This window comes from Pseudomonas sp. NMI542_15 (assembly GCF_021283425.1).
GTDB lineage: Bacteria > Pseudomonadota > Gammaproteobacteria > Pseudomonadales > Pseudomonadaceae > Aquipseudomonas > Aquipseudomonas fortuita.
On sequence record NZ_JAJSRO010000018.1, the window covers coordinates 1 to 13,455 of the forward strand.

Sequence of the window (13,455 nt, forward strand, 5' to 3'; positions counted from 1 at the left end):
CCGCCGTATGACCTGCCCAAGCACAAGACGCGGATGACCATCAAGAGCCAGACCCATAAGGGCGATGGTTTTAACGAACTGCGTTTCGAGGATGAACTGGGCAAGGAGGAAGTGTTCATCCATGCCCAGCGAGACCAGAACAACATCGTCAAGCACGACGAAACCACGCGGGTGGGCAACGACCGCACGGAACGCGTGGAACGGGACGAGACAATCTCTATTGGGCAGGACCGTCGCGAAGAAGTAGCCCGTGACGAGTCCGTCGGCATTGGCCAGAACCGGGTACATGAAATCGCCAACGACGACAGCCTGAGCATTGGTCGCACCCACACGATCACCACAGGCAAGGATCGAATCGAACAGGTAGGCAACCACCGCCAGGACATCACCAAGGCCAACCACACGGTAGAAATCGGCGGCCATCTGGAACAGGTCGTGGCCGGTCACCACAACCTGAAAACGGGTGAAGCTATCCGGCACACCACCAAGGTCTATGACATTCAGGTCAGCGAAAGCCTGACGATCAGGAGCCCGGCGGGCCTGCTTCGAATCGATGGCGCCGGTATCACGCTGGACGGCCTTGCGCTGTCCTTCAAAGGGCCGGTCAACCAGCAAGCTACGGGTAGCAATCGCATCACTTCAACTTCTGGTGTACCTGAGCCCGGCGAACCTATTTGCCTCAGCTGCCTGCTGAAAGCGATCGCCGACGGCCACAACATGATTCGCATGGAAGGAGCAAGCTGATGCCCAGCCCATTTGTCAGAGCGATGGTCGAGGTGCTGCGAGTATCCGACCGTTACCGCCTGAGCGCCATCGTGGAAATGGCCAATCTGGCTCCCGAGGTGCAGGAAAGACTGACCGGGTACTACGCCGACCGCTGCTGGCCACTGCTGCAGCAAGCCCAGTTCACCAACCTGCGCACAGCAGGCCCCTGGTTGTTTGGTTCGCGCCCGGGCTCGGATGTCTCGGCCCAGTATGATTTTCAATGGCAACTCGAGCAGGGTGCAGCGGGCGCAGTATGCGGCTGGATAGTCAGCGCCCTACCCCCCGACCGGCTTGCGCGGCATTTAAGCCGCGCCAACATCGTCACGGGTGCTGACGGCCATGCGTACCTCCTGCGCTTTCACACCGCTGCAGCCTTGCAAGTGCTGGATACGCACCGTGAACTGCCCGGTGTAAGCGAATGGCTGGCGCCCATCCACCACTGGTGGTCGCCCGTCGCGCACCCGAACAAGCGGGTGTGGCTGCAGATATCCGGTGGTGATCAGCCCCAATCCACGCACTTCCCGCCCATCACGCTGAACGAAGCGTGTTGGGCCGAATTGGCAGGTGACCCACTGAGCTATCAGCTTGCCGAGTTGCTCAAAGGCGAGCCGTCCTGCACTGCCCTGGCTGCCGCTTGCCACGGCACGCGGGTTGGCTTGATCCAGCACTACCTGGATCAGGCACGCGAGCAAGGCCTGGACCGTGAGGACGATCTGATCAGCTATGTGCTCATGTTGGCTCGCGGTGGGGAACAACTCAGTAACTCACCGGCCTGGCAGGAGGCGATTGCCGCCACCCGCGAGCAACAGACATCCCTGATGGACAATGTGCAGCGATGCCTGCGCACCAAGGACTGAGGCAAATAACCATGGACTCTCTGAGCGAAACCCTCGAGCTGTGCAGGCGTATCACCACCGGCTACCGCCCCGCCCTGCGCAACAGCCCGGTCGCCAACTGCACCCGCCGCTTCGAACTGTTACCCCTGCGCTACCCCGCCATCGGCGGCAACCCGGCACAACGTGCCCGCCTGCCGAAACTACCGGGCTATCTCAGCCCCTTTCAGGACGTCGGCGAGTTGACCCACTCCAGCTACGCCATCCGCCCCCTGCGCGAGGGCTTTCTCTACCTGCTGATCAAACGCCACAGCGCCCCTGCCTACGAGTGGCACAGCCAGTACCGCGTCGCGCCCAATGGCTCACTGCTGTACATCAGCGCCGACTCACCGTGGGAGCCCGCCCCCCTCACTGGCAATCTGGATGACATCATCCGCAGCTTCGGCTGGACCATCACCCTGTACGACCTCGACGACATCCAGGAGCTGCGCCCATTGTTCAGCCCCTCCCCGCTGACCCCGCGCATGCTCGACAATTACCGCCTGCTTGACGACGAATACCGCAGCAGCCTGCCTGCGATCGATATCGCCCGTTTCATCCAGCCCTCCGACGCCCCACCCCAGCCCCACGTGCTCAAGCATGACCAGCTGAATTGGGTGGCTGACTTCAAGGCACAGCACGATACAGACCTGCAGGCGCTGCTGGACCTGCAGCCGTTCAACAATGACCAGATCGTCTCGCCGCACGCCTCACGGCAAGCGCTGGCGCCGCTAATGAACCAGAGCAAACCCCGGGGCGCCGCCATCGTCATCGAAGACGCCCTCGGCATTACCCAGGAGCTCAACGCCTGGCGCAACGCCGCTGTCGAGGATGTGAAGACCAAGTGGCTGGAACGCACCGTGGAACCCGGCGTGGACAACGAGCGCAAGCTGCTGGTCGCGCAGTCGTTCCTGGAGATCGAAAAGCTCTACCCGCAGATGATGGCCGAGCAGATCGTCAAGCGCGAAGTCATGGCTGAAAACATACGCAACCAACCCTACGTGCACGCGGAGATCTACGCGTTTTCCGAACGGGCCAGGCAGCAGGCCGATGCCCATGATGAACGCATGAAGCCTCACCTGGCGCAGTTCGAGCGCGACGTCCGTGCCAAGGTCCAGGCCCGTCAGGAGGCTGGCGAGTTCAGCAAGAAGTTCGACCAGAAATACGGCCACCTGGTCGACCGTCAGGCCATGCACGATCAGCTCGAAGCCTTTGAGCAGGCCATGCAACAAGCCCAGCAAGCGGCAGAAGACCGCGCCAAGGACCATGCCCGCTGGGTAGTCAGCGAACGTTTGCTGCAAGCGCTGGACCGTTACGATAACGCCGACCTGATCAACGGCCTGGCCTTTGCCGAGCAGACCGGCCAGTGCGTGATCGGCATGGAGTTGAGTGAATGGGGCACCAAGGTGCTGGACCACTGGTGGCGCAGCGACGTGGCCGACCGGGGCAACCTGGCGATACGCGGCATCAGCTATAACCAGGACGACCTCCGAGAGGTGCTTGCGGCGCTGCTGGAAACAGCCAAGGCCGAACCACCCGCAGAATCCAACTTCACGCTGGCCGAAGGCCTTGCCAAACGCGCCCATGCCGCAGCGAATGCCTTTGCACGCATCAACACGCTGTATGAAGAACTGCAGAAGCGGAACAGCAGCGTCAGCATCGGCCTGTATGGATGGTACGTCGCGCTGGGGCGACAGGTACTGAGAACCGGGGCACCGAGCAGCCCAGACCGAGCGATGCACCATGGCCTGCGCCTGGCGTTGTTTGCTTCGGTACATGAAACGGCTGTCGAAATACGCGTGAGTGAAGCTGCACGAAGTGGGCAGCCAATCAATCCGCAACGCACCGGTGGCCAGATTGCACGGTACTTGGATCAAGCCTGGGCCGAAGGGCTAATGCAGGCTGATAACAAGCAAAGTGATTTCTATAAAGTTCGTGCTGCGGGCCTGATATGCCTCATCGAAGGCATGCTGATGGCCTTCAAAGCCCGCGAGCTGCCTGACAGTGATGCGCGGGTGAAGACCGAACTCTTGGCGGCCGCGATGACCACGGCTGCTGCGGGTTTTGAAATTGGGGCCAGCTATGTAGACCAAGTGGTCACCCGATACGGCGCTAACAGTGTGACTGGGAAAGGGGCGGCCGCAACATTGGGAAGGTTGAAGCTATGGGGGGCGGGATTGGCTGGTATCGGAGGTTCACTACTGGCGTGGTGGGATTTCACAGATTCGGTTGAGCACTTCAAAAGCAGCCAGAGTGGCGCTACCAAGCAGGCTCAAAAAAACTCGAGACTCTTGGCTGCTACGTATTTTGTAAGAGGAATGGCGACAATAACCCTTTCGCTAGCAGAGTTAGGAACAGCAGTCGCGATTGCAAAGCCTCTCTTCGAATACCTTTCTCATAATGCCAAAACCAAGCTGGCTAGGATGGTATCCACGTCCTTGAGAGAGCTTGCAAAAAAGCTCGGAACGCAAGCCGCTCGGCTATTACTTGCCCGCCTCATTCTTGGCGCTTTCTGGATCGGCCTGGTCCTGACAGTGATAATTTACATATTTGAAGACGACGCTTTGGAAAAGTGGTGCAAACGCAGCAGTTTCCGCCTTGCAAAGAACTTAAAACCGTTTGAAGAACAGGAAGAACTAAAGACCCTGCACACCGCATTCAGCGAGGTATTGTGATGTATCTGATCGAATGGGGTTTTTGGCAAATGGCTACTGAATCCGAAGCTGCGCGAAAAGCATATGAAGCAGAACTGACACCGAATGAGAAGCGTCAAGATTTGTATGAGGGCGAGCTGGATGAAGAAATGCACTTTCAGCCCGTTAGTGAAAACCCACGCGCAAGAGGCCCTGTATTCGCTTTTAACGACATCTTCTTAGACATTCGCTGTGGTGGCTCAGAAGAAAAGCGCGGCCTTATTACGCTCGCAACGCTCGGAGCCATCGCCCCGGCCGTTGCTGTGGGACTTTACATCACCACCGGGTTTATTTGGATGGACATCACAGACCCTGAGGGTCGCTCTGTAATCACTATTCTTACAACGCTTATAATGCTCTCAGTCACCTCGACCTTAGTGTATCTTTATTCAAAGTATGGAATTCACTTAACCCGACTAGAAATGCTGACTAGCCGTCACCTACTCATTCGCTTCAATCGAGCAACCCAACAAGTTCACCTACATCGACCGAAATACTGCGGCGGCATCGTCACTTTCCCCTGGAAAACAACCGGAAGCACAGCCATCGACCCAGAAGATGACTCACTCAGCTTGGGCATGCGACTAGGGCTAGTCTGGCACCCCAGCCGCACCGGCCTTCCCCACATGGAAATGGCCCTACTCGGCAAGCAAGGCCAAGGCGGCAGCGAACTGCGTGACGAGTGGGAATTCATCCGCCGCTACATGGAAGAAGGCCCACACGCCGTCCCCCGCCCCCGCCTGAGCACACAACTCCCCTCACCCATCCAGGCATTCAGCGCCCAGTTCGAGGGGCTCGGGCGTTTCTTCCGCAAAAGCAGCTGGTTGTTCAAAGTTATCCTGCTGTTCGTGTGGCCCGCTTTCGTCATCGTTGGCACCGGCCACTGGCTCAGCCTGCTGCTGTGCTGGCGACCGCGCTGGCCGAAAGTAATCCGCGAGGCCGGCATGCCCGGCAAGCCCGTACCACCCGTGACCACCCTGAGCGACTACCCACCCGCAATCCAGGAGCGCCTGCTCGCCAATGCCTACCGCTGGCAGCTCAAACCCGGCAAACGGCCTGAGAAAAAGCCACGTAAACCACGCAAGTCCAAAGCGGGAGAGAAACCGGCCAACCCCACAGAGTGATTGCGTCAGAACTCGAACGTGTACCCCACAATCACCCGGTTCTCATCCGCTGCATCGGCAAAATTCGAGCGCATGCTCGCATTGCGCCAACGCAGCGACACATTCCGGAGCGCCCCCGATTGCACCACGTAGGTGACGTCCGTGGTCCGCTCCCACTCCCGCCCTTCTCCGTCGCCAGCCGCCAGCGCCCTGCCCTTGACGCTGGCAATGCGCTGCGGGTCGACCTGGTCGCCCTTCACATAACGCACGTTGAACGTGAGCCCAGGGATGCCCACTGCAGCAAAGTTGTAGTCATAGCGCAGCATCCACGCCCGTTCGTTGGCCAGGGCAAAGGTGCTGACCTGCTGTTCGCTGAACAGGTAAGTATCGGTGCCACCCACGTAGGCGTATGCCGTATCGCCACGCACTTTCTGATACCCCCCGCTGAATGTATGGCCCTGCACGCTGTACCCGAAGTTGGTACTGAGGGTCTGGTTGTCGACTTCGCCCAGCAACGCCCGGCCCTGCTCCTGTGCATTGAACCAGCGCCACTCGGTGAACACATCCCCCGACCCGAGACGGGTCTTGAACTTGAACCCGGCAAAATCCCGCCGGAACAGGTCTTCGAGCGCGCTGGTGTGAACGCTCAGGGTCAGGTTGTCCAGCGGCTGGTAATCGACACCGGCGTAGCGCAGACGATCACTGGTGACCGTCGACGAATAGGCCCCTTGCTGCGCCATGGCGGTCAGGTCCTCGTAGTCGGTGGAGTCACGCAGTTTGGTGGCATCCACCTGCAGCAAGGTGAGCGTAAACCGGTTCAAGTCCTTGCTCACCAGTTGCGCACCGTTGAACCACTGGGGGAACAAGCGGCTGTTGTTGGACGCCAGTAACGGCAGTTGTGGGCTCAGGCCACCCACTTTCAACTCACTCTGCGCCAGCCTTGCCTTGAAGGTAGCCACAGCCTTTGTGTAGTCGTCCGCGGCGCGTTTGTCGCTACCCCGCGGCAACAGGCCGGAACCACTACGGTCGGGGGTAGAGTCCAGCTTGAGGCCCAGCATGCCGGCTGCGTCCAGACCAAAGCCGACCTGGCCGTCGGTGTAGCCAGACTGCAAGCGCAGCATGAACCCCTGGGCCCATTCACCGCGTCGCGATTGCGCGGCGCTGTCACCGTGAAAGTCGCGGTCGAAATAAAAATTACGCAGTTCCAGGCTACCGCTGGCGCCATCGATGAAGCCGGCCTGCGCGTTTTGACAGGCGCAGCAAAGCGCCCCGAGCATCAGCGATACTCGCCGGGAAGTAATGATCATGGGTGTGCCTTGTTCTTGTTGTTGTTCGAAGACTCAGCGCCAATCAGGTTCGGGGGTTGCGCACGTAGCGCATCACCACCAGGCAAGCGATCAGGATCAGCGGGGCGATGGACAACATGCCCATGGAGTTGCTACCGGTGAGATCATTGATCTTGCCCACCATCACCGGTGCGACGATGCCACTTAGCTGCCCGACCGAGTTGATTGCAGCAGTGCCGGTGGCAATTGCCAAGCCCGAGAAGGTCGATTGGGGGATGGTCCAGAAGATCGGGATGGCAATGAAGGTACCCGCGGTGGCCAGCACCAGCGCGGCCATCATCGCCAGCGACGAGTCGGCGTACAGGCACGCCAGCAAGTAGCCGATAGCTGCCGCCAGCAGGCAGTACACCAGGTAGCGCTTGCGCTCACCGGTACGGTCAGAGCGACGGGTCAGCAACACCATGCCCATGCAGGCCACCGCGTAAGGCAATGCCGACAGCACACCGACCCACAGCATGTCCTGCACACCTGACGACTTGATCAGGTGCGGCATCCAGAAGTTAAGGCCATAGGACGCAGTTTTGATCACGTAATAGATGAACGCCATGATCGCCACTTCGCGGGTCAGCAATACTCGCCAGATCGAGCCGAGGATGGGTTTTGCGGCACGTTTGTCCTGGGCCAGGTTCTCCGCCAGCAGGTCCTTCTCCTCGCGGCTCAGCCATTTCGCTGCCTCGATGTCACGGTCCAGCTTCCACAGCACCAGCAGGCCCAGCAGCACACACGGCAGCCCGGACATCAGGAACAACCAGTGCCATCCCGCGAGCCCCAGCACGCCGTCCATGGTCCCCAGCAAAAAGCCCGCCGCCGGGCCGCCCACCGCACCGGCCAGCGGCACCGCCAAAAACCACAGGCCATTCATCTTCGCCAGGTGCTTGCGGGGGAACCAGCATGCCAGGTAGAACAGGATCGCCGGGCCGAAACCGGCCTCCATCACGCCGATCAGAAAGCGCAGGAAATACAAAGTGTACTGGGTATAGGCAAACACCAGCGCCGCCGTTGCAAGGCCCCACGACACCATGATCCGGCAGATCCACGCCGGTGCCCCGTAGCGCTTGAGGCCAAGACTGCTGGGCACTTCGAACAGCACATAGCCGACGAAGAACATGCTAGCGGCCAGGCCATAGGCGGCATCGCTGAGGCCCAGCTCTTGCTGCATCTGGGCCTTGGCGAAACTGATGTTGATGCGGTCGAAGTACGAGAACAGGAAGCAGATGATGGCCAGCGGCATGATGCGCCAGGCCACACGGCGGTACAGCAGCAGTTCATTGATGTGACTGTCGTTGCGCTCGCGCGCCAGTTCGCCGGTCATGGCAACCATGGTGGATCTCCATTCTTGTAATTATTGGAGAGCAGCGACGCATCGAGGGGCGCCGCCAGCAGGTTTTTCAGCGGATGCGGATCAGTTTCTCCTTGAAGCTCTGGCCTTTTTCGACGTACTCGGCGGCGTTGCGCTGCATGCTGGCGATGGCCTCGGCCGACAGCTCGCGCACCACCTTGGCAGGTGCACCCAGGATCAGCGAGTTATCGGGGAATACCTTGCCCTCGGTGACAATGGCACCGGCACCGACCAGGCAGTTGTTGCCGATGACCGCGCCATTGAGCACCACCGCCTGGATGCCGATCAGGGCACCATCGCCAATGGTGCAGCCATGCAACATCGCCTGATGGCCGATGGTCACGCCCTGCCCCACCGTCAACGCAAAGCCGGGGTCGGCATGCAGCACCGCACCTTCCTGCACGTTGCTGCGCTGGCCGATACGGATCGGTTCGTTGTCGCCCCGCAGTACGGCCTGCGGCCATACGCTGACCCCTTGCTCGAGGGTTACGTCGCCGATCACGGTGGCGTCCTCGGCAACAAAAGTTTCCGGGTGCAGGTTGGGCGCCAGGGTGTCGTATTGGTAAATCGCCATCTCAAACCCTCCTCAAGCTGCGTCGTCGATTTTTAGCACGCCGGCCGCGCACAGCTCGGCAATGTGCTCATCGCTGTAACCCAGTTCGCGCATCACCTGGCGGGTGTGCTCGCCAATCCGCGCTATCGCCCGGCGTGGCTGCAGGCGCTGGCCGTCCAGCGACAGCGGTAGCAACGGCATCGGTGTGTGGCTGCCGTCTTCAAGTTGCAGCTCTGCCATACCGCCGCTCTGTTGCAGGTGCGGGTCGTCGAATAATTCTTCCGGGCGGCGGATGGGCGCAAAGGGTATGCCGTTGGCCTCCAGTTGCAGGGCCAATTGCCCGGCGTCGAGTGACGCGAACACCTCGGCCAGGTGCGCCAGCAGCCGTGGCCGTTGCAACACACGGTCGTTGTTACTGGCCAGTGTCGGGTCATCAAGCAAGGTGGTCTGCCCCAGCACCTGGCACAGCGCGTGCCATTGCCCTTCACCGGTGGCGGCAACGAACATCTGCTCGCCACCGGCGAAGGTGAACACGTCATAGATGGCCCAGGCACTGATGCGATTGGGCATCGGCGCTGCTGCCTCGCCGGTGACCACGTACTGCTGCATGTGCTGGGCTGCCAGCAGCACGCAGTTCTCGTAGAGGGCACTTTGCACCTCTCGGCCGCTGCCGGTGGTGTGGCGCTCGTTGAGGGCCGCCAGCACGCCAATGGCGCCGAACATGCCGCCCATGATGTCGTTCACCGAGCTGCCCGCGCGCAATGGGCGGCCCACTGGCCCTGTCATGTAGGCCAGGCCGGCCATCATCTGCACCACCTCGTCCAGCGCCAGGCGGTTGTCATAGGGCCCGCTGAGAAAGCCTTTGTGCGAGGCGTAGATCAGCCGTGGGTTGCGCTGGCGCAGCGCGGGGTAGTCCAGGCCCAGCGTGTGCATGCGACCGGGTTTGAAGTTTTCGATGAACACGTCGGCCGTATCGATCAGTTGCAGGACGGCCTCGCGGCCCTCGGGGGTTTCGACATTCACGGCGATGCATTGCTTGTTGCGGTTGAAGGTGCGAAAGAAACCCGCCCCCGCGCCCAGCAGACGGCGCGTGCCGTCGCCGCGCACGGGTTCGATCTTGATCACTTCGGCGCCAAGGTCACCGAGGATCATGCCGCAGGTCGGGCCCATGACCATATGCGAAATTTCGACGACGCGGATGCCGTCCAAGGGAAGTCTGGACATCGTGGTATTCCTCGTTCAGGCGGGTCAGGCGGGGTCGGTGGCGTCAGCAAAGTTCAGCGGTAGCCCGGCGCGGGCGATGCAGCCGTAAAGGGGCTCGCCCGGCAGCGCCTCGCTCAGCACATGGCGCGACTCGATCAGTGCAGGCAAATTGATCCCGGTGTCGTAGCCCATGCTCTGCAGCATGAACACCAGGTCTTCGGTGACGGTATTGCCGGAAGCACCAGGGGCGAACGGGCAGCCCCCCAAACCTGCCAGGGAGGCGTCAAGCTCGCGGATGCCCTGCTGCACCGCGACGAGGCTGTTGGCCAGGGCCAGGCCACGGGTGTCATGAAAATGCGCGGCCTTGAGGCGCTCACCGGCAATCGCCCGCACGGCCTGAAGCACCACCGCCACCTGGCCCGGGTTGGCGTAGCCAGTGGTGTCACCCAGCGAGACAAGGTCGCAACCGGCTTCGATCACATGGTGAGTCAGTGCACACAGGTCGGCCAGCGGGACATCGCCCTGACGCGTGCAGCCAAAGGCAACCGACATGCCGGCAATGATCTGCACATCATGCAGGGCCATTTCAGTACGCAGCTGGCACATGCGCCCCAGTTCTTCGACCATTTGCATGGGCGTGCGGCGCACGTTGGCCAGGCTGTGCGCCATGCTGACCGATACCGGCGCGACGATGCGATGGGCGCCAGACTCAAGTGCGTCCCTGGCGCCGCGCAGGTTCGGGGCCAACACCGTCACCTGCAGGTCGGGGTATGTGAGGGCGTGGGCCACCACTTCGCGGGCATCGGCCATTTGCGGCAGCAAGCGTGCCGGTACGAAGGAAGCGACCTCCATGTGGCGCACGCCGGCGGCGTACGCGGCGTCGACCCAGCGGCGTTTGGCGGCCGTTGGCATGGTCGTCTGCAGGCTCTGCAGGCCATCGCGCAGGCCGACTTCGTTGATTGTTATTGTTGTCATCTCGGTCTCTCTGGCTGAAGCGTTGCGCCAGACTAAGAGCTGGATGACGAGCAGAAAAGACGTGTTTCACGGGCTGATCCATCGTCAGCCACGATGGATCAGCCCGCCACCTGCCAGGGCGGTGCCCGCAGCAGCAGGTGGTCAAGCAGGCGCCGTGCCGACAGCGAGAGCGTGTGACGGGCGCGCATGCAAATGACGAATTCGCCAAGCGCCCAGTCGTCAGTCAGCGGAATGACCCGCAGGTCGAACAACGCAGCATAGCGGGCCACGGCTTCTTGCGGGAACACCGCCAGGCCAAGGCCGAACTGCACCAGCCGGTAGGCCGCGTCGAACGACGATACATACGAACGAAAGCACAACTCTTTGCCCGCCTGTGCGGCGCTTTTACGCATGAAGGCGTTCAAGGTAGCGAAGGCCGAAAGACCCAGGTGGTCGTAACTCAGGGTTTCCTCGAAGGCAATCTGGCTGCGGCCGGCCAACGGGTGGTCAGCAGCAACGATCACGGCCAGGTGATCCTGCCGGTACGGTACGAACTCCAGGTCACCCGCCGCCATGGATTTGCGGCAGATGCCGAGGTCTGCATTGCCCTCGGCCACGCCACGAACGACATCGGTGCTGAAGCGCTCTTCGATATCGGCCTGGATCAGTGGGTTTTGCAGCATGAACGCCGACAGTTCCTCGGGCAGGAACTCCATGATCGACGATACATTGGCCAGCACCCGCACATGGCCGCGCGCGCCGTCGGCGTACTCGCTCAGCTCGCTGTCCAGGCGCTCCATGGCGCGGGTCATTTCCCGCGCATGGCGCAGCAGCGCCAGCCCCGCCGGGGTAGGCTCAACGCCGCGCTTGCTGCGTTTGAGCAAGGTAGTGCCAAAGCGTACCTCGATGTCAGAAATACGTTTGCTGACGGCGGAGGGCGCCATGAATGCACGCTCGCCAGCGCGGGCGATGGTGCCTTCTTCGCAGACGACGATGAACAGGCTCAGGGAAAGGTGGTCGAGGGGTTGCATCGCTTGACTCGGCTGGGGAAAGGGACCGCCGGTGCAATGTAGCAAAAACCATATTTGCTGCGAAAACTGGGTTTGAATCACTTGCCCCAATCCCCAACCTTGGGGCAACGCAGCCCATTGCCAGCCGCCTCCAGAATACGTCACGAAAAGGCTCGCCCCCTTGCTCCACAAGGCCCGCACCGCAAAATTCAAGTATTGGCACAGCTCTTGCCGATCTCCTCCCAGACGCCCCAAGTCCATGGGCCCGTTTGCAGGAGGAATTGACTCATGCACCGACCGATACCCCACCCGCTGGCAGTGGCGATTTTCGCCGGCATGCTCCAGCTCCCGGCGCAGGCTGCCTTGAATGCTGTCGATCCAGGCGCATACGTTCCCGCCAACGGCGGCTTCCCCGCCTGGTATCAGGACAGCCACGGTCGTACCCTCGACCTGTGCCTGACCAAGGCGGTCAGCTCCAGGGTTGCCGGCGCGCCCGGCGCACCGTCGTACATGTGCACGCTGCTGCCCACACCCGGCGTGTTCGACGATACCCAACCCATCGCCTTCCCCACCAACTTCCCTGACGAAGCATTCTGGTTCACCGCCGACGCTGCCATCGTCGACGCCGCCCGTGGCATCGACCTCAGCTACGGCACGGCGATCGAAGCGGCATTTGCCGCCGAAGAACCGGTTGAGGGTGACCAGGTCAGCTTCGCCCGGGTGCGAATCCGGGTCGATGTACCCACCGCCGGCACCTACGTGGTCACCCACCCCTACGGCGTGGAAGTGTTCGATGTGCCTGCCGCCGGCCGCCGGGCGATCAACATGACCCGCGACATCGGCATCGCCGGCGCAGGCGACTTCACCGGCGCGCTGAAGGGCGACGTCGGGCCTTTCCTGCGCAGTGTCAACGGCCCCTACACCGAAGGAAATGAACGCTTCATCGGTGACCCGAACCTTGAGGAACGGGTAACCGGCAGCCCGTTCAACACCAACTTCGTGCGCATCGAAGGCCCTGGCGGCATCGACCTGCGCACTGAACTGTTCGCCATTTCGGGCAAGCTTTCAGAAGTGGCCCTGCCAACCCCACTGATGCCACAGCGCAGCACCTACTCCCGGCACACCGAAAACGGCGACTTGCGCGCCCAGCAAGACATCTTCGTGATGGCCCCGCCGCCGCCAGCCAGCGTCACCCTGACCAGCCAAACGCCCAACCTGAACCTCACCGAGGCCAACGGCACTGGCGCCTGGTACGCCCAGTCGGCCCTGAACCCGGCGGCCGGCACCCTCGTGACACTGACCGCCGACAACAGCGTGTCGATCCCCACCAGCAGCCTGACCACCACCAACATGCCGCTGACCGACCTGCTCACCATCACTCAGGCCCAGTACCGCCTGTCCACCGGCGAGCTGACCCTGGTGGCCAGCACCAGCGACGAAACCACCCCGCCCGTGCTCACCGCACAAACCGGCAACGGCACGTTGATCGGCAACCTGGGCGGCACCGGCGCCGTGAAGACGTTGAGCATGACCCTGTCGCCCATCCCACCGGCCAAGGTGCAAGTCACCAGTGCCAATGGGGGTAGCGACACCGAAGACGTGGTGCTGGTGCCATGA

The 13,455-nt window shown here is 61.6% G+C and carries 11 protein-coding genes; 5 read left to right on the forward strand and 6 right to left on the reverse strand.

Annotated features, from left to right (window positions below):
* The 4 genes from LU684_RS22045 to LU684_RS22060 form a co-directional block, all read left to right on the forward strand.
* Positions 1–744: bacteriophage T4 gp5 trimerisation domain-containing protein (locus LU684_RS22045; RefSeq protein WP_434482096.1), on the forward strand; the 744-nt coding region annotated here is incomplete at its 5' end.
* Positions 744–1,622, forward strand: a complete 879-nt coding sequence (locus LU684_RS22050; protein WP_232895027.1) for a DUF4123 domain-containing protein — start codon at positions 744–746, stop codon at positions 1,620–1,622. The genes LU684_RS22045 and LU684_RS22050, both read left to right, overlap by 1 nt.
* A gap of 11 nt (positions 1,623–1,633) precedes the next feature.
* Positions 1,634–4,312 carry a T6SS effector BTH_I2691 family protein gene (locus LU684_RS22055; RefSeq protein WP_232895028.1) on the forward strand — a complete coding sequence of 893 codons (2,679 nt, stop codon included), beginning with the start codon at positions 1,634–1,636 and terminating at the stop codon, positions 4,310–4,312.
* The gene (locus LU684_RS22060; protein WP_096426044.1) at positions 4,312–5,454 is read left to right on the forward strand and encodes a DUF6708 domain-containing protein; all 1,143 of its coding nucleotides are present in this window, start codon (positions 4,312–4,314) and stop codon (positions 5,452–5,454) included. Before LU684_RS22055 ends, LU684_RS22060 begins: the two co-directional genes overlap by 1 nt.
* Positions 5,455–5,459: 5 nt before the next feature.
* Here LU684_RS22060 and LU684_RS22065 read toward each other — a convergent pair whose 3' ends face one another.
* From LU684_RS22065 to LU684_RS22090, 6 genes are all read right to left on the reverse strand, one after another.
* The gene (locus tag LU684_RS22065; protein ID WP_095117106.1) at positions 5,460–6,740 is read right to left on the reverse strand and encodes an OprD family porin; all 1,281 of its coding nucleotides are present in this window, start codon (positions 6,738–6,740) and stop codon (positions 5,460–5,462) included.
* A 43-nt stretch (positions 6,741–6,783) separates the two neighbouring features.
* Entirely contained in the window at positions 6,784–8,100 is a 1,317-nt protein-coding gene (locus LU684_RS22070) for an MFS transporter (protein WP_016486761.1), read from the reverse strand.
* Positions 8,101–8,167: 67 nt separating this feature from the next.
* Positions 8,168–8,692, reverse strand: coding sequence for a gamma carbonic anhydrase family protein (locus LU684_RS22075; protein ID WP_016486760.1), 525 nt, complete (start codon positions 8,690–8,692; stop codon positions 8,168–8,170).
* A gap of 12 nt (positions 8,693–8,704) precedes the next feature.
* A complete protein-coding gene (locus LU684_RS22080; RefSeq protein ID WP_096426042.1) occupies positions 8,705–9,895 on the reverse strand; it encodes a CaiB/BaiF CoA transferase family protein in 1,191 nt (396 codons plus the stop codon).
* Positions 9,896–9,919: 24 nt separating this feature from the next.
* The gene (locus tag LU684_RS22085) at positions 9,920–10,849 is read right to left on the reverse strand and encodes a hydroxymethylglutaryl-CoA lyase (protein WP_016486758.1); all 930 of its coding nucleotides are present in this window, start codon (positions 10,847–10,849) and stop codon (positions 9,920–9,922) included.
* Positions 10,850–10,947: 98 nt separating this feature from the next.
* Entirely contained in the window at positions 10,948–11,859 is a 912-nt protein-coding gene (locus LU684_RS22090) for a LysR family transcriptional regulator (RefSeq protein WP_016486757.1), read from the reverse strand.
* A 267-nt stretch (positions 11,860–12,126) separates the two neighbouring features.
* Between LU684_RS22090 and LU684_RS22095 the strand changes: the two genes are divergently transcribed.
* Positions 12,127–13,455, forward strand: a complete 1,329-nt coding sequence (locus LU684_RS22095; RefSeq protein WP_232895030.1) for a hypothetical protein — start codon at positions 12,127–12,129, stop codon at positions 13,453–13,455.